The organism is Enterococcus italicus DSM 15952 (genome assembly GCF_000185365.1).
Lineage (GTDB): Bacteria > Bacillota > Bacilli > Lactobacillales > Enterococcaceae > Enterococcus_G > Enterococcus_G italicus.
Genome location: NZ_GL622241.1, coordinates 1273133 through 1298497, shown reverse-complemented (window position 1 = coordinate 1298497; position 25365 = coordinate 1273133). Strand labels below are relative to the sequence as shown.

Here is a 25365-nt window from a genome sequence, read left to right as displayed (position 1 = left end):
GAATGAAACGTTGGTTAATATTAGAAGATGGCACCTATTTTGAAGGAGAAGGATTTGGCGCTCCGACAAACGTCTTTGGGGAAGTCGTCTTTACAACAAGTATGACAGGCTACCAAGAAACAATTACTGACCAAAGCTTTAATGGTCAAATCATTACCTTTACCTATCCAATGGTTGGTAACTATGGCATTAACCGCGATGATTATGAGTCGATTGTTCCCACATGTAAAGGTGTTATCGTGAAGGAATTTGCTCGCGTACCTAGCAATTGGCGCTCACAACTGACTCTGGATCAATTTTTAAAAAATAAAGGCATTCCAGGAATTGCAGGGATTGATACCCGTGCATTGACCAAAAAAATTCGCGAAGTCGGCACGATGAAAGCAAGCATCGTTGATATCGGTGATCAGTTTGAACATGCGTATGATCAATTAAAAGCTGCGGTATTACCTACCAATCAAGTCCAACAAGTATCTACTAGTAAAGCCTATCCAAGTCCTGGTACAGGTCATAATGTGGTCATTGTTGACTTTGGGTTAAAACATAGTATTATGCGCGAGTTTTCGAAGCGTTCATGTAATTTAACCGTCTTGCCTTATAGTACGACAGCGGAAGAAATCTTAGCGCTGGCTCCAGATGGTGTGATGCTGACAAATGGCCCGGGGGATCCGAAGAGCTTACCAGAAGCAGTCAAAATGATTCAAGGGATTCAAGGGAAACTACCAATCTTTGGTATTTGTTTGGGTCATCAGCTGTTCGCTCTAGCGAATGGGGCAGATACATACAAAATGAAATTCGGCCATCGAGGCTTGAATCATCCAGTTAGAGAGATTGCGACGGGCAAAATTGACTTCACATCGCAAAACCATGGCTTTGCAGTCAGTGCCGAGTCGATTGACCAGGAAGCGTTGATGATTACCCACGTCGAAGTCAATGATGAGACGATTGAAGGAATACGCCATCGTAAGTTCCCAGCGTTTAGTGTCCAGTTTCACCCGGATGCAGCGCCAGGTCCACACGACGCCGTTCACTTGTTTGATGAGTTTATTGAATTAATGGAAGCATGGAAGGAGCAAAAAGAACGTGCCAAAACGAACAGATATTTCTAAAATTATGGTTATTGGTTCTGGTCCGATTGTCATTGGTCAGGCTGCCGAATTTGACTACGCAGGCACCCAAGCATGCTTAGCATTAAAAGAAGAAGGATATGAAGTAGTTTTAGTTAACTCCAATCCTGCGACTATCATGACAGATCGCGAAATCGCGGATCGTGTGTATATTGAACCGATTACGTATGAATTTGTTTCTCGTATTTTACGCAAAGAAATGCCAGATGCCATCTTACCAACGCTAGGTGGGCAAACGGGGTTAAATATGGCGATGGAGCTATCAAAAGCTGGTATTCTAGATGAATTAAAGATCGAATTATTAGGAACGAAGTTAAGCGCGATTGACCAAGCGGAAGACCGTGATTTATTTAAAAAATTAATGGAAGAATTAGCACAACCCATTCCTGAATCAGATATCATTACGACGGTTGAACAAGCTGTTGTATTTGCCAAAAAAATCGGCTACCCAGTCATTGTCCGTCCCGCATTTACGCTAGGCGGAACTGGTGGAGGCATGTGTGCTAACGAAGAAGAGTTGCGTCAAATTGCTGAAAACGGCTTAAAGCTATCGCCTGTGACCCAATGTCTAATCGAACGCAGTATCGCCGGATTTAAAGAGATTGAATACGAAGTGATGCGTGATTCGGCAGATAACGCAATTGTGGTATGTAATATGGAAAACTTTGATCCAGTGGGGATTCATACCGGTGACTCAATTGTCTTTGCACCAAGTCAGACTCTCTCGGATTATGAATACCAAATGCTTCGTGACGCATCATTGACCATCATCCGCGCGCTAAAAATCGAAGGAGGCTGCAATGTTCAGCTAGCCTTGGATCCTGAAAGCTTCCAATATTATGTTATCGAAGTTAACCCTCGTGTCTCGCGCTCATCAGCCTTAGCAAGTAAAGCTACAGGTTATCCAATCGCAAAATTAGCAGCCAAGATTGCGGTAGGCTTAACCCTTGATGAGATGAAAAATCCTGTAACTGAAACCACGTATGCCGAATTTGAACCAGCGCTCGATTATGTGGTGGCGAAGATTCCGAGATGGCCGTTTGATAAATTTGAACATGGTGACCGTCTACTCGGCACACAGATGAAGGCCACCGGTGAAGTGATGGCAATCGGTCGCACCATTGAGGAATCGTTACTTAAAGCGGTACGCTCACTTGAAATTGGCACACATCATATGGAATTAAAAGAATTAGTCGATTTTCCGGATAGTGAACTGACAAATAAAATCGTCAAAGCTCAAGATGATCGTCTCTTTTATTTAGCTGAAGCAATCAGAAGAGGATATACCATTCAAGAATTAGAAGAAATGACCAAAATCAATCTCTTCTTCCTCGATAAGCTTTTGCATATCATTGAACTAGAGCATGCGCTTGCGAAGGCACCATTTGATAACGAGCTAGTAAAAGTGGCCAAACAATACGGCTTTACCGACCAAAAGATTGCCGAAATTTGGCAAACGACAAGTAACCAAGTACGCCAATTACGGAAAGACAACGCCATTTTACCAGTCTATAAGATGGTCGATACCTGTGCGGGTGAATTTGCCTCGGAGACACCTTATTTCTACAGTACCTACGAATGGGAAAATGAAAGTATTGTGTCAGAAAAACCTTCTATTTTAGTACTAGGTTCTGGGCCAATCCGCATTGGTCAAGGGGTTGAATTTGACTATGCAACGGTTCATTCGGTTAAAGCTATTCAAGCGGCAGGATACGAAGCAGTAATTATGAACAGTAACCCTGAGACAGTGTCGACAGACTTTTCAATCTCAGATAAATTGTATTTTGAACCCTTAACACTGGAAGATGTCTTAAACGTGATTGACTTAGAGCAACCTCTAGGCGTAATCGTTCAATTCGGTGGGCAAACTGCGATTAATTTAGCTGAACCATTAGTCAAAGCGGGCGTAAAGATTTTGGGCACGACGATTGAAGACTTGGATCGAGCAGAGAATCGCGACTTGTTTGAACAAGCCCTGAAAGAATTAGAAATACCGCAACCAGAAGGCGACACGGCTACTAATAAAGAGGATGCCGTAGCAATCGCCAAACGAATCGGCTTCCCTGTCTTGGTTCGTCCGAGCTATGTCTTGGGAGGCCGGGCAATGGAAATTGTTGAAAATGAAACAGACCTACGCGATTATATGGAGCACGCTGTCAAGGCATCGCCAGAACATCCAGTCCTTGTCGATCGCTATTTAGTAGGGAAAGAGTGCGAAGTTGATGCCATTTGTGATGGGAAAATAGTGCTTATCCCAGGAATAATGGAACACATAGAACGAGCAGGTGTCCATTCAGGTGACTCAATGGCTGTCTATCCGCCACAAACATTAAGCGAAAAAACAAAACAAACCATTATCGACTATACCAAAAAATTGGCGCTTGGCTTAAATTGTATTGGGATGATGAATATTCAATTTGTCATTCATGATGAGACAGTCTACGTCATTGAAGTGAATCCTCGTGCCAGTCGGACTGTACCATTTTTAAGTAAAGTCACAGGTATCCCGATGGCTCAAATCGCGACTAAAGCGATTTTAGGCGAATCGTTACAAAGTCTTGGCTATCAAGATGGCTTATATCACGAGTCGCAATTAGTCCATGTCAAAGCGCCAGTCTTCTCATTTACAAAATTGCGCAAAGTCGATACTTACTTAGGCCCAGAAATGAAGTCCACCGGCGAAGTAATGGGCTCGGATGCAACACTTGAAAAGGCATTATACAAAGCATTTGAAGCATCAGGTTTACACATCCCAGAATATGGCTCGGTCTTATTTACAATTGCCGACGAATCAAAAGAAGAAGCGGCCGAATTGGCGCGTCGCTTTTCGGATATTGGCTTTAGCTTACGGGCAACAAAAGGGACTGCAAACTATTTATCCTCACTCGGTCTACGGGTGCAATCAATCGGTAAGCTCGATGAAGAAGGCGAGACCGTCATTGATCTAATTCAAAAAGGGATGATCCAAATGGCCATCAATACGACAGACAAAAATCGGAACCAAGATTCAGAAGACGGCTTTTTGATCCGCCGCTATGCCGTCGAACACGGTGTGCCACTTTTTACCTCACTTGATACGGCAGATGCTATTTTGAAAGTGATGGAATCGCGCGCATTTGCGACAAATTCAATATAAGCCATCGGAGGGAAGTCAGGACATGAAGCAAGAAGCGATGCACCTTGTCGAGCAAGTGCAACTTGCACCACAAATCTATGAACTTACACTAGCAGGTGAACTTGTAAAAGAAATGAACGTTCCTGGACAATTTTTACACATCAAAGTACCACGGGAAGACCTCATCCTAAGACGTCCGATCAGCATTCACGAGATTGCCAAAGAAAAAAATGAGTGCAAGCTTATTTACCGGACAGAAGGTGAGGGGACAAAAGTCTTCTCAGAATTAAAAAAAGGTGCAACACTGGATTGTTTGGGACCACTTGGGAATGGCTTTCAGATAGAGCAAGTTCAAAAGGGGCAAAAAATACTCGTCATCGGAGGAGGGATTGGCATTCCTCCTTTGTATGAACTTAGTAAGCAACTAGTCAAAAAAGGGGCCATCGTCACTCATTTGTTTGGTTTTGCCAGTAAAGACAAACGCTATCATCTAGCCAAATTTGCGGAATTAGGTGTCGTACATGTGGCAACAGATGACGGTAGCTATGGTGCACGTGGTACTGTGGCGACAGTCTTTCCCAATGTCGATGTACCAGATGCTATCTATAGTTGTGGCAATAAAGGCTTACTCCAATCAGTCGCTAGTTATTATGAGAATGTCCCAGATGTTCAACTGTCATTAGAAGCTCGGATGGCCTGTGGAATTGGCGCTTGCTATGCTTGTGTCTGCTCAAAAAAAGAGAGCCCGAACGAAACATTAAAAGTCTGCCAAGATGGGCCTGTCTTTCAAGCAAGAGAGGTGCTGGTATGACGTCTAAACTACGTATTCAATTACCTGGATTGGACTTAAAAAATCCAATCATGCCTGCGAGTGGCTGCTTTGGTTTTGGCAAAGAGTATGCTCAGTATTATGATTTGAATTGTCTGGGAGCAGTCATGATTAAAGCTGCGACCTTAGATCCTCGAATGGGAAATCCAATGCCACGAGTGGCCGAAACCCCTAGTGGGATGCTCAACGCAATTGGGCTGCAAAACCCAGGACTCGCAAAAATTACTAGCGACATTTTACCTACATTAGCTTCGTCGCATCCTGATTTACCAATTATTGCCAATGTTGCTGGTTCCACTTTAGACGAATATGTTGCAGTGTGCCAATCCATTTCACAAGCGCCAAACGTTCAGGCAATCGAGCTAAATATTTCATGCCCAAATGTCAAACAAGGTGGGATTGCCTTTGGGACTGATCCAGACGTAGCGTATGAGTTAACCAAAGCTGTCAAATCGGTATCGGCTGTCCCTATTTATGTGAAGCTATCCCCGAATGTGACTGATATCGTGTCCATTGCTTTAGCGGTTGAAAAAGCTGGAGCGGATGGATTAACGATGATTAATACGCTTTTAGGAATGCGAATTGATCTTAAAACGAGATTGCCCATTCTAGCCAATCAAACAGGGGGATTGTCTGGCCCGGCAATTAAACCGGTAGCCATCCGAATGATTCGCCAAGTGTCTCAAGTCTGCGACCTACCAATTATTGGAATGGGTGGGGTTGGGACCGTCGATGATGTGCTTGAAATGTTTATGGCAGGAGCAAGTGCTGTGGCGGTCGGAACGGCAAATTTTACCGATCCATGGATTTGCCAAAAACTCATTGAACAACTACCAAATCGGATGCAAGAGCTAGGAATTAGTAGTCTAGACGAACTCATCGCAGAAACCAAAGCTAGGAGGAACCAATGAATACTTTACCAATTATTGCTTTAGATTTTCCAAATAGAGAGGATGCCCAGCAGTTTTTGAGTACATTTCCCAAAGAGGAGCAGTTGTTTGTCAAAGTCGGAATGGAATTATTTTACAAAGAAGGGCCAAGCATCGTTCAAGAACTAACAGACCAAGGTCATGAAGTGTTTTTAGACCTGAAACTACACGATATACCGAACACTGTGTATCGCGCGATGAAAAATTTGGGTAAACTTGGCGTAGCGATTACCAATGTCCATGCTGCAGGTGGTAGTGAAATGATGAAAGTTGCCAAAGAAGGGCTACTTGAAGGTGCGCAAAGCATCAGAAGTCAAGTCAAACCTCAATTAATCGCAGTCACTCAACTCACTTCGACTAGTGAACAAAGCATGCAAGCGGAACAATTGATTCCTCACAGCCTACATGAAAGTGTCTTGCATTACGCAAAACTGACTGAAACAGCTGGTTTGGATGGCGTCGTATGCTCTGCCTTGGAAGCCAAATGGATTCACGAGCAAACTTCGACTGATTTTGTTTGTTTGACACCCGGAATTCGTTTATTGACCGATGCGAAGGGCGACCAACAAAGAGTCGTTACACCAAACCAAGCACGAGGGCTAACAGCGGACTATATCGTAGTCGGTCGTCCAATTACACAGGCGAAAAGCCCGTATGAAAAATACCAAGAAATCAAATCTTTATGGAATGAGGAAAACTAAATGTCAGTAGAAATGTCTATCGCCCATGAATTATTAGCTATTAAAGCCGTCTTTTTAAACCCTGAAGAACCATTCACTTGGGCAAGCGGTATGAAAAGTCCGATATACTGTGACAACCGCTTGACGATGAGCTATCCAGCTGTCAGAAAAAAAATTGCCAAAGGATTAGCTGAAAAGATTAAAGCGACATTCCCTGATGCCCAAGTCATTGCTGGAACAGCCACAGCCGGCATCCCGCATGCAGCTTGGGTAGCTGAGTTGCTTGACTTGCCGATGGTCTATATTCGTAGCAAGCCCAAAGATCATGGAAAAGGCAATCAAATCGAAGGACGGATCACACCTGGTCAAAAGATGGTCGTCATCGAAGACTTGATTTCAACTGGCGGTAGTGTGTTAGAAGCCTGTGCAGCTGCTGAAAACGAAGGAGCCAATGTGCTAGGCGTAGCAGCGATTTTCACCTATGAATTACCAAAAGGAAAAGAAAATTTTGAAAATGCCACTACACCACTTGTGACATTAACCAATTATTCAACCCTAATTAATGTCGCCCAAGAAGAAGCTTACATTCGTCCAGAACAAAAAGACTTGCTAAGCAAATGGAAAGAAAACCCAGAAAACTGGTTAAATTAGTCAAAGCAAAAAAACGAATGCGGCGAGGCGTCATTCGTTTTTTTTTTTCTTACATCTATATTATACTGATAGTTATTCTAGAATGAAAGTTGGCGAAGCAAACGTGAGTAAACAAATCAAACGCAATATGGATGTAGAGTGGAGTTATGAAGGACAAACAGGACCAGAACACTGGCACGAGCTTTGTGATTGGTTCGCAAAAGGAGCACAGTATCCCTATCAATCGCCAATTTCACTTTCACACGGCAATCATGTGATAAAAAACAGTGAGCAAGCACAACTTTTTTTTCATTACCAAACCGAACGCTTTACCGAAAAAGAATTCAAAAATACGATGCATTTTGTCCCGTATAGCCATGAAAGCTATGTCGTGTTTCAAAATGTGCGCTATTTTTTGACGGATATTCATTTCCATCGCCCGAGTGAACACATCATCGATGGACAAGTACATGAGATTGAATTCCACTTGGTTCATACTAGTGAGCAACAAAAAAACCTAGTCGTCGGTGTCATATGTACATTTGATACGGAAGCAGTCGAACTAGACAAAGTGGACATACAATCAAAATGGGATTTTCTTAATCACTTGCAGACCTTTTCGCCTGCCATCTTTTTGCCTCAAAATCAGTCTTATTTTCATTATACCGGCTCATTGACGACGCCGCCGACTGCTGGTCCGGTTCAATGGTTTGTGTTTGAGACGATTCAGCATTTTAATCCAGAGTTTTTAAAAGAATTTAGCGATGAATTACTAGAAAAAAATAATCGCCCCATCCAAGAAACAAAAGGGCGATCCATCTATTATGTAGAAAAAAACTAGCTAACTAGCTAGTTTTTTTTGTAAGGACATGTTCTTCATGCGGAGTGACAAAATAGGTTTTTTGATTTTCATAGATCACAAATCCGGGCTTGGCGCCATTGGGCTTTCGGATATGCTTGACTTGCACACAATCCACAGGGACTTGCGCTGATTGGCGAAATTTTGAATAGAAGGCGGCAATTTCAGCAGCTTCTAGTAACGTCTCTTCGCTAGGGTCATCAGAGCGCACAATGACATGAGAGCCAGGGATATTTTTGGCATGTAACCAGTAGTCCGTCTTTCTCGCTAGCTTCATCGTCAGTTGATCATTTTCTAGATTGTTTTTTCCAACAAGAATTTCCGTTCCGTCTGTTGAGCGGAACATGGTTGGCTTGGATTTTGCTGTGCGCTTTTGTTGCACCCGTTTTGAAGGTTTTAAATACCCCCCGGCAATCAATTCTTCTCGAATGCCAGCAATTTCAGAGGGATGAGCAAGCTCGAGCTGGGATAAGACCGATTGCAAGTAGAGGATTTCTTGTTTGGTTTCTGCAATTTGCGTTCCGACTAGTTTTACCGCATTCCTTAATTTTTGATACTTTTGGAAGTAGCGTTGAGCATTTTGCACAGGGGATAGAGCCGGGTTCAGTGCAATTGTTTCGACTTGGTTCTCTTTATAATAATTCGGTAAGTCAATCGTATTTAGACCGCGCTCAATTTGTGCTTGATAGGTAGTCAATAATTCCGCTTTTTGACGTAGGTCATCAGCGGATTCTGAATCGATCAATGTTTGTTCGCGTTTTTTTAGCTTACTTTCATTTCGCTTCAAATCATTTTCGACCTTTTTTATTAATTCGCTGCCCTGCTGTTTGACACGATCTCGTTCAGCTTTCTCATGGTAAAATGCATCTAATAAGGCACTTAATGATGCAAACTGCTTTTTGCTCACTGCCTTGTCATCAAGTGATTGGAAAGAAAAAGGCGTAAAAAACTCTTTTTTTTCTAAAACATAGTAACAACTTTGTGGCGATGATAGATCTTTTTTAAATTCCTGCCATACTTGTAAGCGAGCATTAGGTGCTTGTTGTAAGCGATAGGCTAATTCACTGGCTGTATCACCGCCAAATCCTTGAAAGATGTGCTGGATAGCCTTTGCTGTGAATTCAGGCAAGGTGGATAACTTATCGAAGGCTTCCAAGTCAGCCAGCTCATATGGATTTGCTGCATCTTGTGGTGGCGGCGCAAGATACGTTGCACCCGGAAGCAAGAGTCGATAGCTATTTTGCGAACTACCCACGTGCTTGATGGTATCTAATATTTTTCCTGTTTGTTCATTCATCAGTAAGATTGTCGAATGCCGCCCCATAAGTTCGACCACTAAGACAATATGTTCTAAATCACCGAGTTCATTTCGTTTATGGAAGACTAAGTGAATCACGCGGTCGTTATCGATTTGTTGGATACTTGATAAGATGGCGCCATCCAGATATTTGCGTAGCATCATTACAAAATTAGGTGGTGTGTCTGGATTTTGGTACGTCATATTCGTTAGCTGGACTCGCGCATAAGCAGGATGTGCAGAAAGTAACAGTTTATGAGTGGTTCCTTTGGTACGAATGACTAATATTATTTCATTGTCATACGGTTGATGAATTTTATTCACTCGGCCGCTAACTAAAGTTTCGGATAACTCTTGGACCATTAAGTGGGTGAAAATTCCGTCAAATGACATCTTTCATCCCTCATTTCTATAGATTCTTCTATCATTATAACGAAAATACAGTAAAAAACAAAGACATGTACCGCCCTTCATAATTGCAACTTGACGATATGCTTTTTTTCTTGCTACTATAAGTGAGAAATGGATGAAGTAAAGGATAAGCATATGCAGAATAAGATAAAAGGTATAGTTGCTCAGTGGTTGCAAAAGATCCAATCACTCAATCGCAAACAAGTAGTAAAAAGTGGCATCGTTTTGGTTATTATTTTGTTTGTCATCTTTATTGGGATAAGACTGACGAGACAGATGCGTGTGTCGATTCGTCAATCGCAAATCAATGAAGTCGCCACCGACGCATTTCAAACAACCAAAAAATTAACGCTAATCCCATATGGTGAGTTAGATGAAATGGTTAGTAAAAAGGCTGCATTGTCGGTTCTTTTTGTGAGCCCACAAGCCAAAAATTATCAAAAGATTTTCCAGTTAATAAACGAAAAAGAATCTGAATTAAATCGGATAATCTATGTCTATCCCTTAGTTTATGATGTCCAGACGACCGAAATGCAATACAAGCTAGCTTCAAGTGAAGCAACGTTTGTCTTTTTCCAAAAAGGGGTACAAAAGAAACAATTTACCTATGCCTCACTTAAAAAACCAACTAGCGAACTCATTCCGGAAATGAATCGGTTACCGATGTGGAATATTACAGATAACGAAACAAATTAAAAAAAGATTGACGGATGTTGGAAGTTACGGTATATTTTAACCAACATTAAAAAAAGGGGAGAAAATCATGAGAACGAATCACGTGAAAATGCAAGCAACAGCATGGCAAATTTGGCGTAGGTAGTTGTATTGATGGACTCATATCCATAGATACAACTTTTTAGAGTGCACATCTAAAAACTGTATCTATGTCGGATAAATACTTACGAAGCCGCGTAGATTATACGCGGCTTTTGTGTTTTTACAACTGCCAATCGATGCAGTTTTTTTTTATGAAAAGGGGAGTAGAAAGAATGAAAAACAAAAGCTTGATTTTTTCCTATTTTTTATTATTTGGGTTTTTAGTGTCGATGTATGGGTATGGCATGGGTGTGAAACAGACCAAGGCTTCATCGAGTGAACAAACAACGACTCATAAGACGGTAGGTATCTTACAATATGTCAGTCACCCAGCACTAGATACCATTAAAGAAGGCGTCATTGAAGGATTAAAAAAAGGTGGCTATACAGAAGGTGACAATTTGACCATTCGCTTTCAAAATGGCCAAACCGACCAAAGTAAGCTAGCAACGATGAGTGAGCAGTTGGTAAATAATAAAGCAGATGTATTGGTTGGTATCGCGACTCCTGCGGCCCAAGCTCTAGCCAATACAACCTCGACGATCCCCATCGTTTTGGGTGCAGTGACTGATCCTGTTAGTGCCAAATTGGTCGCTAGCTTAAAAGAACCCGGTGGCAATATAACTGGGGTCTCAGATAAAGCACCAATCAACGCTCAATTTGAATTGGCACAAACGCTTTTGCCAAAAGCCAAAACAGTCGGAATCTTGTATTCATCGGCTGAAGACAATTCAAAATATCAAGTCGAAGAAGCGACAAAAATTGCAGAAGCATTGGGTTATACAGTGAAAAAATATGCTGTTCCTTCAACCAATGAAATTAGTCAAACTGTACAAGTAATGAGTGAAGCAGTCGATTTTATCTATGTGCCATTAGATAATACAATTGCCAATGCCATGGCTAGTGTCGTTGCCCAAGCCAACAAAACCAAAACACCGATTATCCCATCTGTGGATACCATGGTCGAACAAGGTGGACTTGCCACGGTTGGAATCAATCAAAAAGAATTGGGCATCAAAACAGGTGAAATGGTTGCGGCCATCTTAAATGGAAAATCAAACCCAGCGACCACACCAGTCTATACATTCTCTAGTGGGGATATTATTGTGAATACAAAACAAGCAGAACTTCTTGGTATTAATATCCCAGATGATATTTTAGAAAAAGCGACGATTGAAGGGGACGAATGAGATGAAAAAACTAAGTAAGGGCATCGCCGGTCTGGCTTTCTTTTTGGCATTGGGGATTGGTGGGTATCTCGTAGGGTTGCAACAAGGAACCAGCAAGGTAGCTACAACCACGACAAGCACGCAAAAACATTACACAATTGGCATTTTGCAATACATTAGCCATCCCTCACTAGATCAAATCAAAAAAGGAATTATCGATGGTTTGGATAAAGAAGGATATACAGATGGGAAAAATGCGACCATTACCTTTTTAAACGGGCAAGGAGATCAAAGTAAGCTCAAAACAATGAGCCAGCAATTGGTGTCAGAAAATCCTGACGTCTTAATTCCGATTGCAACACCAGCAGCGAAAGCCATTGCCAATGAAACAACGACGATTCCCATCGTGGCAGGTGCAATCTCTGATCCGGTGGGGTCGGGACTAGTGACTAGTGTAACAGAGCCTACCGGTAATATTACCGGCGTACAAAATAAAGCTCCCATCGCTGATCAAATCAAGCTTTTAAAAGAATTATTACCTGATGCAAAAACGATTGGTGTCATCTATTCCGCCAATGAAGAAAATTCAAAAAGTTATGTTAAAGCAATCACGGAAAAAGGTACTGAAGCTGGGTACGAAATCAAAAGCTATGCAATTCAATCTAGCAATGATTTGGCACAAACCGTCCAAGTGATGAGTCAAGAGACAGATGTCATCTATGTTCCGCAAGACAATGGTATCGCTAGCGCATTTCAAACCTTAGTGAACGAAGCAAACAAAGCAAAGAAACCAGTCTTTGTTTCTGTTGATAACATGGTTGAAGAAGGCGGCTTGGCGACTGTCGGCCAAGATCAGTATCAACTTGGTATCCGTACAGCAAAACTAGTGGCGAAAGTCTTAAAACAAACGAGTAAAACAACCTTGCCTTTTGATGTCGTATCAACGGGGAATGTCATTGTAAATGAAGAGAAGGCAAAGGAATTAGGTATCACAATTCCAGAAGATGTATTAAAAGACGCAACAATCGTAGGGGGAGACTAGCATGATTATTTCATCTATTGGCCAAGGATTTTTATGGAGTATACTTGGACTTGGCATCTTTATGACGTTTCGAATATTAAACTTTCCAGATATGACGACAGAAGGTTCCCTTCCACTAGGAGGAGCGGTCTGTGTGACGGCTATTGTTCACGGTATTTCACCCATTTTAGCAACAGTACTTGGTATTTTAGCAGGTATGTGTGCAGGATTAGTGACTGGCCTGTTGTACACAAAAGGAAAAATTCCTGTCTTATTGGCTGGTATTTTGGTTATGTCAGCGTTGAACTCAGTGATGTTATTCGTCATGCAAACACCCAATCTCTCACTGTTAAATCAGCCCAAAATATTGGATTCTTTAAAGGTTCTCCAATTGCCAACGAACTTTGATACGGTCGTATTAGGCATAATTGTCCTAGCACTTTTACTTGCTGTATTGTATTACTTTTTCCAAACGGATCTAGGTCAAGCGTACATCGCGACTGGCGACAATGAATCGATGGCTCGCTCGATGGGCATCCAAACAGATTGGATGAAAATCATGGGATTGGTTTTATCAAATGGGGTGATTGCTCTTTCTGGTGCGCTTATCGCCCAAAATGATGGCTATGCGGATGTGAGTAAAGGAACGGGGGTCATCGTCATTGGGTTAGCATCGATTATTATTGGGGAAGTCCTTTATGGCGAAGTGACGTTTTTCGAGCGATTGATTGCCATAGTCATTGGTAGTGTCATTTATCAATTATTAATTTTATTAGTGATTAAGCTTGGCTTTGACACGACCTACTTGAAGATTTTTTCAGCCATTATCTTATCTATTTGTTTGTTGATTCCGCAATTAAAATCAGCATTAAACTTAAAAACTGGACTGGAAAAGGAGGAACTCTAAATGGCACGCTTAGCAATCAATCAAGCCACTAAGATTATAAATAATGGCGCCAATGAAAAAAAAGTCTTACTCGATCATTTGCAATTGACTGTCAATGAAGGAGAATTTGTCACTGTCCTTGGTGGCAATGGTGCAGGAAAAAGTACGCTCTTCAATATCATTTCTGGCTCGTTGGCCTTATCTAGTGGTGAAGTCGTGTTGGATGATACAGATATCACACGCTATTCGGAAGAAAAAAGAGCCCGCTACCTAGCCCGAGTCTTCCAAGATCCTAAGATGGGAACAGCTCCTCGCATGACTGTCGCTGAGAATTTATTATTAGCCCAATTCCGTGGCCAAAAAAGAGCATTTCGCCTTAGAAATCTGCAAAAACAACGCGACCATTTTTATGCGATGTGTGCCAAAATAGGCAATGGGTTAGAAAATCATTTGGATACACCGACAGGAGATCTTTCTGGTGGTCAAAGGCAAGCCTTGAGCTTATTGATGGCTACTATCCGTCGACCAGACGTTTTATTACTTGATGAGCATACAGCAGCACTCGATCCAAAAACGTCAAAACAATTAATGCATTTAACCAATAAAAAGGTGCAAGAAGACAAGTTGACTTGTCTAATGATCACGCATCGCATGGAAGATGCGTTGCGCTATGGTAATCGCTTGATTGTCCTACAGAAAGGAAAAATTGTTCAAGATTTTTCTGAAGAAGAAAAAAGGAAGCTAACAATGGTCGATTTGTTGAGTTTCTTCGAAGACACCTATCCCGCATAAAAGGAAAAAGAAGGTTGACAATTAGATGGCAAGCACCTATACTAAATTCATCTTATCAGGTTGGAGCGATATGTATGAATCAAATGCTAGAACACTCACAACTGAATCGTTACTACTTTAGCTATTTTAGATAGGTTTGTATTCATGAATTTGGATACAAACGAGCAGTTTGTATCTATGATGGCTAGGGAGTTTTTGATATGTTAAGCCGCCACGTAGATGCTTTAAATCTACGGTGGCTATATATAATCGTATTCCATTTTGGAAGGGATGTTCACTGTAGATGAAAATCAACGTGAGCATCCTTTTTTGTGCTAAGGTTCTAGAGAGTTCAATGAGTTGCCCGAATGAAAAGGTTATGTTTAAAAAGAGGAGGATATGGATGGATCAAGCGATAGAAATTAATGGAAAGACGCGTCTTGCTGGCTTCTTTGCTAATCCAGCTAAGCACAGTATTTCCCCATTGATGCACAACACAGCATTTTCACTGCTGGGGATTAACGCTCGTTATCTAGCGTTTGAATTGCCGAGTGATGGATTAAAGCGGGCAATTCAAACCGTGCGTGATTTTGATATGTTAGGCGTTAATATTTCAATGCCGTTCAAGATTGAGGCGATGAGCTATATGGATGAGTTATCCGATTCAGCTCGTTTAAGTGGCTCAATGAATACGGTCGTTAATCTCGAAGGTAAATTAATTGGCTATAACACAGATGGAAGTGGTTTTTTTAAAGACTTGAGTGAGCGAGACATTTCGATTGTCGGGCAAACAATGACTGTGCTGGGTTGTGGTGGCGCAGCTTCAGCTATTGTTGCTCAAGCTGCTCTGGATGGAGCAAAGAAAATTTATGTGTTTAATCGTAAAGGGGCTTCGTTTGATTCATTTCGTCAACGATTAGCACTCATTCATCAAACGACGAATTGTCAGATTGAGTTAGTGCCCATCGATAATTTACAGATGTTAGCGCATGCCATAGATGCTAGTCGCTTATTGGTTAATGCGACATCACTTGGGATGAAACCGCATGAAAATCAGTTGCCGCTCCCTGAGGAAAGCTTGCAACGACTTCAGGCATCAACGGCTGTAGTCGATATTATCTACAATCCTTTTGAAACAAAATTGTTAACTTTAGCTAAGGAAAAAGGATGTCAGACGGCAAACGGATTAGGCATGTTGTTATACCAAGGGGCCGATGCATTTGAATTATGGACGGGTCAAAAAATGCCAACAGAAGAAATTTATCCGCTTGTATTGAAAGAAAAGACCAAAAAATAGGAGGAAAAGAAATGATTATCATTATGAAACCAACGGCAACAGAAAAAGAAATTCAAACGGTTATTGAGCGTGCGAACGACAATGGATTAGAGGTGCAGGTCAATACCGGCAGTGCACAAGTCGTATTAGGATTGATCGGTGATACACGTTCGGTGCAAGATGTGGCTTTCAAGAGTTATGATGGTGTGGAAGATGCCGTAAGAATTACCAATACGTACAAATTAACTTCTCGAGAATTCCATCCAGATGACACGGTGGTAGATGTAGATGGAGTAAAAATTGGCGATGGTAGTTTTGTGACGATGGCAGGACCTTGTTCAATTGAAGGGCTTGATCAAATTCGCATCTGTGCTGAAATGGCGAAAAAAGGGGGCGCAAAAATCTTGCGTGGAGGAGCTTTCAAACCACGGACATCTCCTTATGCGTTCCAAGGATTAGGAGAGGAAGGCTTAAAGCAAATTCGACAAGCTGCGGATGAATATGATATGAAAGTCATTACGGAAGTCATGGATGAGGGGCACATCGACATGGTAGCCGCCTATAGTGACATTATCCAGATTGGTGCCCGCAATATGCAAAACTTCAAATTGCTCTCAGCTGTCGGCAAAACAGGAAAACCAATTGGCTTAAAACGTGGTATTTCAGGTACCATTTCAGAATGGTTGAATGCAGCTGAATACATTGCGGTCGAAGGGAAAAGCCCAATTATTTTCATCGAACGAGGGATTCGGACGTACGAAACAGCGACCAGAAATACCTTTGATTTGAGTGCAGTGCCAATTATCAAAAAATTCAGTCATTTCCCAATTATTGTAGACCCAAGTCACGGTACTGGTGTCTGGGATTTAGTAGGACCGATGGCAAGAGCGGGCGTTGCCAGTGGCGCGGATGGTATGATTGTAGAGATTCATCCAGATCCAAAGAATGCGTGGTCGGATGGTCCTCAGTCACTCAATGAAAAAACGTATGTGCAAATGATGAAAGAAGTTGAAATTTTAGTAGATGCGATGAAAAAAATTCGTCAATTAGAAACAATCTGAAAGAAGGAACAATGATGCTAACAATCAAGACAGCGAATCATGAATATGATATTTTGATTAAAAAAGGAGCCTTAAAAACGATGGGCGAGTGGTTACAATCGCTTTGGGTTCCTCAAAAAATTGCCGTTATCTCTGACTCACGAGTATCTGAACTTTATGCAAAGACCGTTGTCCAACAATTGAAGGCAGCTGGTTTTACAGTAACGTTGATGGTAGTGCCAGAAGGAGAGCAAAGTAAGTCACTGACACAGGCAGCGAAATTATATGAACAACTTGCTGAACAAACATTTACGCGAACAGATGGTATTGTAGCTTTGGGTGGTGGGGTTATCGGTGATTTGGCCGGCTTTGTTGCATCGACTTATATGCGTGGCATTCATTTTGTGCAAGTCCCTACTAGTTTATTGGCGCAAGTCGATTCAAGCATTGGCGGCAAGACAGGTGTAAATACTGCGACTGCGAAAAACTTAGTCGGCACATTTTATCAACCAGATGGTGTGTTAATTGACCCTGAAGTTCTTAGTACACTCGAGCCAAGACGGATTCGTGAAGGAATTGCTGAAATCGTGAAGAGTGCCGCGATTGCCGATGAACCTTTCTGGGAAGAACTAGCAACCTATCGCGATGAATTTGATTTACTGACTCATGCGGAATCTGTCATTGTACAAGCTTTAAAAGTAAAGCAAACTGTCGTCGAAGAAGATGAATTCGATAATGGGTCACGCTTAATATTGAATTTTGGTCACACCATTGGTCACGCGATTGAAAAAACAGCTGGTTATGGCGTTGTCAGCCATGGTGAAGCTGTAGCGATAGGAATGGTTTTAATTAGCCAAGCTGCTGTAAAAAAACAAACAATGCCAGTAGATACCGATAAAAAAATCGCACAAATGTTAGAAAAATTCCATTTACCTATTAGTGTAGAAGGGTTAGAATTAGAAAATAAAACATTAATTCAGGCAATTGCGAACGATAAAAAAACACGAGGCCAAAAAATCAAGATTATTTTGCTTGAAAAAATAGGTAAAGCGAAGATTGTTCCATTAGATCTTGCTGATTTTCGTGATTATGTTCATCTAGAGGAGGAAATTTAACATGCGTTATATTACTGCTGGAGAGTCACACGGACCAGAACTAACAGCAATCATTGAAGGATTACCAGCGGGTATGCCTTTATCAGCTGAAGATATTAATACCGAGCTTGCTCGCCGCCAGACTGGCTACGGAAGGGGCGGTCGGATGTTGATCGAAACTGACCGTGTACGAATTACTTCTGGTGTGAGACATGGAAAGACATTGGGTTCTCCTGTCACATTAGTGGTTGAAAATAAAGATTTTAAAAACTGGACCAAAGTTATGGGGTTAGAGTCAGTAACGGAAAAAGAAGCCAAAATACGCCGTGTTGCTCGACCTAGACCCGGCCATGCTGACTTGGTTGGTGGGATGAAATACCATCATTCTGATTTGAGAAATGTTTTGGAACGTTCGTCTGCTAGAGAAACGACGATGCGTGTAGCAATTGGCGCGATTGCCAAAAAATTACTTGCTGAACTAGCCATTGATGTAGCTGGTCATGTGGTGAACTTAGGAGGAATTGAGGCAACCATTCCTGACGGCTTATCTGTTGCACAAGTACGCGAGCAATCAGAAGCATCAGATGTTCGGGTAGTAGATCCTACCGTAGAACAACCAATTCGTGACTTAATTGACCAAACGAAAAAAAATGGCGATACAATTGGCGGAGTTGTCGAAGTCTTGGTTGGCGGCGTACCTGCTGGCTTAGGTAGTTATGTGCAATGGGATAAAAAATTAGATGCAAAAATTGCCCAAGCAGTGGTAAGCATCAATGCATTCAAAGGGGTGGAGTTTGGCGTTGGTTTTGAAGCGGCGAATTTACCTGGTTCAAAAGTTATGGATGAAATTTTATGGGAAGAACAAAAAGGCTATACGCGACGAACCAATCATCTTGGCGGATTTGAAGGTGGGATGACCAATGGAGAAGTCTTGATTGTCCGTGGTGTAATGAAACCAATCCCGACATTATATAAACCATTACAAAGTGTCGATATAGACACGAAAGAACCCTATAAAGCGAGTGTGGAACGCTCTGACAGTACGGCTGTTCCTGCAGCGAGTGTGGTTTGTGAGAGTGTCGTAGCAACAGTGGTTGCCAATGAACTGTTAGAAAAATTCCCAAGTGATTCCTTTGAAGAATTAAAAGAAGCTGTTTTAGCTTATCGTACCTATTTGAAAAACTTTTAAAAAAATAGGGGAGCGATGAAAATGGAGCAAACAGTTTTTATAGTTGGATTAGGATTAATTGGTAGTTCGTTGGCTGTGTGTATAAAAAATGAACATCCAGACATCACATTACTTGGCTACGATGCCCATCAAGAAACAATGGCTATCGCTAAGCAGCAAAGAATAATTGATGACTTTACAGAAGATTTTGAACAGGCTTGTTTAAAAGCGGATATTATTATTTTGGCAGGACCTGTTCACACCACACTTGCTTACTTAAAACAGCTTGCTGGTTATGCATTGAAACCCAATGTTTTAGTCACAGATGTTGGCAGTACTAAATTTGAGATTGTTCGATATGCCGAGCAATTTACGTTTGATTTTATCGGAGGGCATCCGATGGCCGGCTCGCATAAATCAGGCGTCTTAGCAGTCGACAAGCGTTTATTTGAAAATGCGTATTTTCTTTTTACGCCAGCCAGACAAAATGATGACCGAGTCAATGAATTGCAACAACTTTATCAAGGGACAAAGGCCAAGTTTATTGAGCTCTCTCCCACAGAACACGACAGCATTACCGGTATGGTCAGCCATCTGCCGCATATCATAGCATCTAGCTTGGTTAACCAAGCAGACTCTTTTTCAGCTGAACACCCACGTGTCAGACAACTCGCTGCCGGCGGATTTCGTGATGTGACTCGCATTGCTTCTTCTGATCCGACCATGTGGACGGATATCCTTTTAAGTAATCAGACACTATTGGTCGAATTAATTGATGCATGGCAGCAAAATATGGACCAAGTAAAACACTGGATTCAGAACAGTCAAAAAGAGGCTATCTACACGTTTTTTGAAAATGCAAAAGAGACTCGTGATACGTTACCTATTCATCAGCGGGGAGCGATTCCGGGCTTTTATGATTTGTTTGTTAACGTCCCCGACCATCCTGGGGTGATTGCTGAAGTGACTTCACTCATTGCCGAAGCAAAATTATCGCTAGTTAATGTAAAAATTTTAGAAACTCGTGAAGATATCATTGGTATCTTGCAACTAAGCTTTAAAAATGAAGAAGATTTACTCGCTGCTAAAAATGAAATCGAAGCAAAAACATCGTATCATTGTCATATGAAATAGGAGGCGTTCTTTTGAAATTACATCAAGCCAAAAGCTTAAACGGTACACTTGCCGTTCCTGCAGATAAATCCATCTCCCATCGAAGTATTATGTTTGGAGCGATTGCAAAAGGTGAAACAGTCGTTACGAATTTTTTAGAAGCAGAAGATTGCCTGAGTACATTGAAAGCTTTTCAAGATTTGGGTGTCTCTATCGAACGAAAGGGCTCATCATTAAAAATTCAAGGTGCAGGATTCAAAGGATTTTCGCCTGCAAAAGAACCGTTGGATATGGGCAATTCCGGTACAACGACTCGTTTAATCATGGGGATTTTAGCCAATCAACCATTTCAAAGTATTTTAGTAGGTGACGACTCCCTATCTAAAAGGCCCATGAATCGAGTAATCGATCCGTTAAAACAAATGAATGCGAAACTGACAGGGAAAAATGAGTCCGGCTATGCTCCCATAACGATTTCTCCTTCTGAATCGTTACAACCAATCCATTACACGATGCCTGTCGCGAGTGCGCAAGTGAAATCAGCTATTTTATTTGCTGCGTTGCAGGCCGATGGGGAATCCACTATTATCGAAAAAGAGCCATCACGCAACCATACTGAAGAAATGATTAAACAATTTGGTGGAACAATTGAGGTTGAAGGCAAAACCATTAAAATTAGCGGTCCACAGGAATTGACGGGTCAAACGGTTACAGTACCTGGTGATATTTCATCAGCAGCATTTTTCTTGGTAGCAGGAGCTATTGGGAAAGACAGTCGCCTAGTATTGAAAAATGTTGGCGTAAATCCAACCAGAACAGGAATTTTAGATGTATTAAATAAGATGGGCGCAAGACTGACCATTTTAAATGAAGATACACATAACCAAGCAGCAGATATAGAAATCCGCTCTAGTGAATTAGTAGCGACTGAAATTGGTGGCGAGATTATTCCACGTCTCATTGATGAAATTCCTGTCATTGCGTTATTAGCTACTCAAGCAAAGGGCACGACAATTATTAAAAATGCAGAAGAATTAAAAGTGAAAGAAACCAATCGCATCGATGCCACTGTGAATGAATTACGCAAGCTTGGTGCCAATATTGAGCCAACTGCCGATGGATTGATTATTTATGGACCAACTAAACTCCACGGTGGTCATGTCTCAAGTCATGGTGATCACCGTATTGGAATGATGTTGCAAATTGCTGCCCTTCTGACAGATGAGACGATTGAATTGGAACATCCCGAAGCGGTATCTATCTCTTATCCACAGTTCTTTACTGACTTTGAACGTTTAATTACTGAGGAAGATTAATTATGCAAATAGTGCTAGTAGGATTTATGGGTTCCGGAAAAACGACAATTGGTTCACTTCTAAGCAAGGAGCTAAACCAGTTATTTATCGATACGGATGAGACCATTACAAACAGAATCAATATGAGTGTAAATGAATACTTTACCTTGTACGGTGAACCAAAGTTTCGTCAGTTAGAAACGACGGTTTTAGCTGAATTAACCGAAAACAAAGGTGTTTTATCGACAGGTGGTGGAATTGTTACAAATGAAGCGAATCGCTCCATTTTAAAACAGTTACCTCACGTCGTTTACTTAAAAACAGCCCCCGATGAATTTATTCGCCGTTTAGAGGCAGATAAAACCAACGTACGTCCATTGTTCCTTTCACGGAAGACAGATGAAATGATTGCTTTATTCCAAGAACGAGAGTCCTTTTATCATGAGGTAGCTTCTCATATTGTGGAAACAACGAACAAAACTCCAGAAGCGATTGTTTTAGAAATAATGAAAGAGGTAGGAGTGGAATAGTGAAAATTGGTTATTTAGGCCCTAAAAACTCGTTTACTTATCAAGCGACCAATGCAGCATTTCCAAATCAAACGCAACTTGCTTTTTCAACCATTCAAAAGTGCCTAGAAGCAACGATTGCAAAAGAAGTTGATATGGCGGTCATTCCTATCGAGAATTCTTTAGAAGGATCTGTTCATGCTAGTATGGATTATTTGTTTCATTCTAAAGAATTAACCGTGCAGCAAGAAATAATTTTGCCTATCCGTCAACAATTGATGGCGACAAATCCGGGAATACCCGAAGTTATTATGTCCCATCCGCAAGCATTAGCACAATCTCAGGCGTATTTGTCTGCTCATTATCCAGATGTAGCTATTGTACAAACACCATCAACGACGTATGCTGCAGAATACGTGACATCGCATCCTCAAGAAAAGGTAGCAGCGATTGCATCCAAGCAAGCAGCCGCTGCCTTTGGTTTGACGATTATCGGTCAGGATATTCAAGACAATGATCAAAATGAGACCAGATTTTGGGTAATCACAAGAAAAGTTAAACCGACCGAATCAACAAGTAAAGTCACTCAAGGTAAATTGTCATTCTTTTTAACATTGCCATCTAATCAACCAGGCGTGCTACATAAGATGCTAGCAGCTTTTGCTTGGCGTGGGATTGATTTGGCAAAAATTGAATCACGTCCATTGAAGACAAGTCTAGGTCAATATTATTTTATTATTGATTTAGCCGTTGAAGATAATGTTGCATTAGCATATTATGCATTTGAGGAAGTGTCCTTATTAGGAGCGAAAATCCGTGTATTAGGCCCCTATGAGATTCGTATCGTAAAATAAAAATAGCCAAATCTAATTTTTGGAAAAAAAGTATTTTTTAAGGAGTGTGATAGAGTTTTGTCACACTCCTGTTTGACTTGTCTTCTTGTTGCCGGAAATTGCGAATTAAATAATACGACAGCTATGGATTGCTTGATTTATTCAGCAAAAAAAGACGATTAGCTTATGCGGAGATTGTTAATTTTTTCTAATTAGTACTTTCACATTGTTTTATACTAGGTTATCCTATAGTAGAAGATACTGTCACTTAGGGGGAACTGCAATGAGCAAAAGAATGGATCGCCACAAGAATGGTGAAAATGATCTATTCTCAAGAGAGGCTTATCGACGTTCAAAACTGGTAAAACAATTAGACGAACAAGAAGATAACTACCTTGATACAGATTGGTCCGATACTGATGACCTAATAGATATAGCAAACGAATACGATACGCCAGAAGCGTATGAGGAGTATGCTAACCATTATTATGAACACAAGCAGCCTTCTCGAATGCATGTAAAGAGAAAACAACGAAGAGCCATTTATCATAATACGAATAAAGATACAATCGATCCAGAAGACCATACCGATTCTTTCGATAGTGAACTTGAGGTAGTTGAATCCTCGCAAGTTACTAAATCGCCGAAACAGAAAAAGACCAAGAAAAAGAAAAAACACCGCATCTTAAAATTCATTCTATTGTTACTAGTACTGATCATTGGCTATTGTGCTAGCGGCTTTTACTTAGGTCAAAAAGATGCAAAAAGTGAAGCCTCAACACTAAAATCGCAAACTTTCAATGGAGTAACTTCAGAAGACGGCTCTAAAAATATTTTATTAATCGGTAATGACAGTCGTGACGGTGAAAATGCTCGGGCAGATACCATTATGATTTTAAGTTTTGCCGGCAAGTCTAAAACACCAAAGTTAATATCAATCATGCGTGATTCCTATGTCGATATCCCAGGGTATAATTCTACCAAAATAAATGCTGCTTATGCGTATGGTGGTGCAGAGTTATTAAGAAAGACTATTAAAGAAAACCTTGGTATTGACACGAAGTATTACGTAACAGTGGATTTTCAATCCTTTGAAAAAGTTGTGAATGCATTGTTTCCTGATGGGGTAGCAATTAATGCTGAAAAATCACTCGATCTTGATGGTATCCAAATTGAAAAGGGTCAACAGGTGATGAATGGGTTAAAGTTGCTTCAATATGCTCGGTTTCGACATGATGAAGAGGGGGATTTTGGGCGCATTCGCAGACAACAACAAGTGATGACTGCTATCTTTTCTCAATTAAAATCACCGATGGCTCTTTTACGGTTACCCTATGCAGCTGGAAAAGCACTGGGATATACTGCCAATGATATTCCGATTAGCTACTATGCAAAAATTGGTTTTTCATTAGTCAAGGGTGCATCTTCTTTGCAACGATTATCTGTTCCAGTTGATAGTACATGGGAGTTTGGGACGACAGCAGATGGGGAAAGTGTTATTTATTTTGATAATGATATTGAAACAAAAGCTATTAGCAAGTTTCTTGCACAATAAAGGCGATTTATATTTCAAATAGCAAGTTATTTATGCTATATTATATTTATGTGAAAACTTGTTGAAACGGGGAAATGAAATGAAGTTAGCCATAGTTACTGATAGTACCGCTTTTATACCTGAAAGAGTACGTGGCCATAAAGATTTGTATGTTATACCAATTCCAGTCATTATTGATGGCAAGAGTTATAATGAAGGAATTGATATTGAACCAGATGAATATTATGAGTTATTAAATAATAGCGCCGAATTTCCAACGACATCTCAACCATCATTAGGTGAAACGATAGAAATCTACCGTGATTTGCAGAGAAAAGGATATGATACTGTCATTAGTATTCATCTTTCTTCTGGAATTTCTGGTTTTTATTCTACTTTGTTTACACTTAAAGATGATATCGAAGGATTAGACCTGATCCCTTATGATTCCTTAATTACTAGTATGCCTATGGGTCATATGGTTGAAGCTGCACTTGATGACCTTGATGAAGGATTTGATATACAGGCGATTTTAGCACATCTGGATAAGATTCGTGACCATACTTATGCGTATCTAATTGTTGAAGATTTAAATAATCTAGTTCGTGGTGGTCGCTTAACGAATGGCGCCGCATTAATTGCTGGTTTATTGAAGATTAAGCCAATCTTAACGTTTGATCAAGGCAAAATTGTCTTATTCGAAAAAATTCGTTCGAGTAAAAAAGCATTTAAACGAGCTGAAAAAATTATCGGGCAACGTATAAATGATATTCCATACCCGGTAAAATTATATGTGATTCATGCCAATAATTTAAGTGTGGCACTAGAAGAAAAAGAACGTTTGCAAAAAGAATACCCAAATGCAATTATTGAAATTGGTCATTTTGGACCAGTTATTGGCACTCATTTAGGAGAAAAAGCGATTGGTTTAGCTATATCTGCACAATAAACAACAAAAACAGG

23 protein-coding genes are annotated in these 25365 nt (G+C 40.9%); 22 read left to right on the top strand and 1 reads right to left on the bottom strand.

Annotated features, from left to right (window positions below):
- Positions 1–2 precede the first annotated feature (2 nt).
- The 7 genes from HMPREF9088_RS06105 (at position 3) to HMPREF9088_RS06075 (ending at position 8151) form a co-directional block, all read left to right on the top strand.
- Positions 3–1109, top strand: coding sequence for a carbamoyl phosphate synthase small subunit (locus HMPREF9088_RS06105; RefSeq protein ID WP_040366557.1), 1107 nt, complete (start codon positions 3–5; stop codon positions 1107–1109).
- The gene (gene carB, locus HMPREF9088_RS06100; protein WP_040366554.1) at positions 1084–4263 is read left to right on the top strand and encodes a carbamoyl-phosphate synthase large subunit; all 3180 of its coding nucleotides are present in this window, start codon (positions 1084–1086) and stop codon (positions 4261–4263) included. Before HMPREF9088_RS06105 ends, carB begins: the two co-directional genes overlap by 26 nt.
- A gap of 22 nt (positions 4264–4285) precedes the next feature.
- Entirely contained in the window at positions 4286–5053 is a 768-nt protein-coding gene (locus HMPREF9088_RS06095) for a dihydroorotate dehydrogenase electron transfer subunit (RefSeq protein WP_007208291.1), read from the top strand.
- Positions 5050–5982 carry a dihydroorotate dehydrogenase gene (locus HMPREF9088_RS06090; protein ID WP_007208290.1) on the top strand — a complete coding sequence of 311 codons (933 nt, stop codon included), beginning with the start codon at positions 5050–5052 and terminating at the stop codon, positions 5980–5982. Before HMPREF9088_RS06095 ends, HMPREF9088_RS06090 begins: the two co-directional genes overlap by 4 nt.
- Positions 5979–6701, top strand: coding sequence for an orotidine-5'-phosphate decarboxylase (gene pyrF / locus HMPREF9088_RS12385; protein WP_007208289.1), 723 nt, complete (start codon positions 5979–5981; stop codon positions 6699–6701). The genes HMPREF9088_RS06090 and pyrF overlap by 4 nt, the downstream gene beginning before the upstream one ends.
- Entirely contained in the window at positions 6702–7331 is a 630-nt protein-coding gene (pyrE, locus tag HMPREF9088_RS12380; protein ID WP_007208288.1) for an orotate phosphoribosyltransferase, read from the top strand.
- An 82-nt stretch (positions 7332–7413) separates the two neighbouring features.
- Positions 7414–8151: a carbonic anhydrase family protein gene (locus HMPREF9088_RS06075; protein ID WP_007208287.1), complete on the top strand. Its 738-nt coding sequence runs from the start codon at positions 7414–7416 to the stop codon at positions 8149–8151.
- A 4-nt stretch (positions 8152–8155) separates the two neighbouring features.
- Here the strand turns inward: HMPREF9088_RS06075 and efbA are convergent, their stop codons facing one another.
- A complete protein-coding gene (efbA, locus tag HMPREF9088_RS06070) occupies positions 8156–9859 on the bottom strand; it encodes a fibronectin-binding protein EfbA (protein WP_007208286.1) in 1704 nt (567 codons plus the stop codon).
- A 153-nt stretch (positions 9860–10012) separates the two neighbouring features.
- Between efbA and HMPREF9088_RS06065 the strand changes: the two genes are divergently transcribed.
- The 15 genes from HMPREF9088_RS06065 to HMPREF9088_RS05995 all read left to right on the top strand — a co-directional run bounded on the left by HMPREF9088_RS06065 (position 10013) and on the right by HMPREF9088_RS05995 (position 25351).
- On the top strand, positions 10013–10573 hold the full coding sequence (locus tag HMPREF9088_RS06065; RefSeq protein ID WP_052607487.1) for a hypothetical protein: 561 nt from the start codon (positions 10013–10015) through the stop codon (positions 10571–10573).
- A gap of 293 nt (positions 10574–10866) precedes the next feature.
- Complete coding sequence (gene trpX, locus HMPREF9088_RS06060; RefSeq protein WP_040366552.1) at positions 10867–11883, top strand: tryptophan ABC transporter substrate-binding protein; 1017 nt, start codon at positions 10867–10869, stop codon at positions 11881–11883.
- Position 11884: 1 nt separating this feature from the next.
- On the top strand, positions 11885–12904 hold the full coding sequence (gene trpX, locus HMPREF9088_RS06055) for a tryptophan ABC transporter substrate-binding protein (protein WP_007208283.1): 1020 nt from the start codon (positions 11885–11887) through the stop codon (positions 12902–12904).
- 1 nt (position 12905) lies between these two features.
- Complete coding sequence (locus tag HMPREF9088_RS06050; RefSeq protein WP_007208282.1) at positions 12906–13790, top strand: ABC transporter permease; 885 nt, start codon at positions 12906–12908, stop codon at positions 13788–13790.
- Positions 13791–14561 (top strand): ABC transporter ATP-binding protein, encoded by a 771-nt coding sequence (locus HMPREF9088_RS06045; protein ID WP_007208281.1) that lies wholly within the window; start codon positions 13791–13793, stop codon positions 14559–14561.
- A 382-nt stretch (positions 14562–14943) separates the two neighbouring features.
- A complete protein-coding gene (gene aroE, locus HMPREF9088_RS06040) occupies positions 14944–15837 on the top strand; it encodes a shikimate dehydrogenase (RefSeq protein WP_040366547.1) in 894 nt (297 codons plus the stop codon).
- An 11-nt stretch (positions 15838–15848) separates the two neighbouring features.
- A complete protein-coding gene (aroF, locus tag HMPREF9088_RS06035; RefSeq protein WP_040366546.1) occupies positions 15849–16877 on the top strand; it encodes a 3-deoxy-7-phosphoheptulonate synthase in 1029 nt (342 codons plus the stop codon).
- An 11-nt stretch (positions 16878–16888) separates the two neighbouring features.
- Positions 16889–17971, top strand: coding sequence for a 3-dehydroquinate synthase (gene aroB, locus HMPREF9088_RS06030; RefSeq protein WP_007208278.1), 1083 nt, complete (start codon positions 16889–16891; stop codon positions 17969–17971).
- Position 17972: 1 nt separating this feature from the next.
- Complete coding sequence (aroC, locus tag HMPREF9088_RS06025) at positions 17973–19139, top strand: chorismate synthase (protein WP_007208277.1); 1167 nt, start codon at positions 17973–17975, stop codon at positions 19137–19139.
- A 21-nt stretch (positions 19140–19160) separates the two neighbouring features.
- Positions 19161–20252, top strand: a complete 1092-nt coding sequence (locus tag HMPREF9088_RS06020; RefSeq protein WP_040366541.1) for a prephenate dehydrogenase — start codon at positions 19161–19163, stop codon at positions 20250–20252.
- 11 nt (positions 20253–20263) lie between these two features.
- Positions 20264–21547: a 3-phosphoshikimate 1-carboxyvinyltransferase gene (gene aroA, locus HMPREF9088_RS06015; RefSeq protein WP_040366538.1), complete on the top strand. Its 1284-nt coding sequence runs from the start codon at positions 20264–20266 to the stop codon at positions 21545–21547.
- Between the two features lie 2 nt (positions 21548–21549).
- Positions 21550–22056 carry a shikimate kinase gene (locus HMPREF9088_RS06010; protein WP_007208274.1) on the top strand — a complete coding sequence of 169 codons (507 nt, stop codon included), beginning with the start codon at positions 21550–21552 and terminating at the stop codon, positions 22054–22056.
- A complete protein-coding gene (gene pheA / locus HMPREF9088_RS06005) occupies positions 22056–22889 on the top strand; it encodes a prephenate dehydratase (RefSeq protein ID WP_007208273.1) in 834 nt (277 codons plus the stop codon). The genes HMPREF9088_RS06010 and pheA overlap by 1 nt, the downstream gene beginning before the upstream one ends.
- Positions 22890–23151: 262 nt before the next feature.
- The gene (locus HMPREF9088_RS06000; protein WP_007208272.1) at positions 23152–24423 is read left to right on the top strand and encodes an LCP family protein; all 1272 of its coding nucleotides are present in this window, start codon (positions 23152–23154) and stop codon (positions 24421–24423) included.
- A 79-nt stretch (positions 24424–24502) separates the two neighbouring features.
- Complete coding sequence (locus HMPREF9088_RS05995; RefSeq protein WP_007208271.1) at positions 24503–25351, top strand: DegV family protein; 849 nt, start codon at positions 24503–24505, stop codon at positions 25349–25351.
- Positions 25352–25365: the final 14 nt, after the last annotated feature.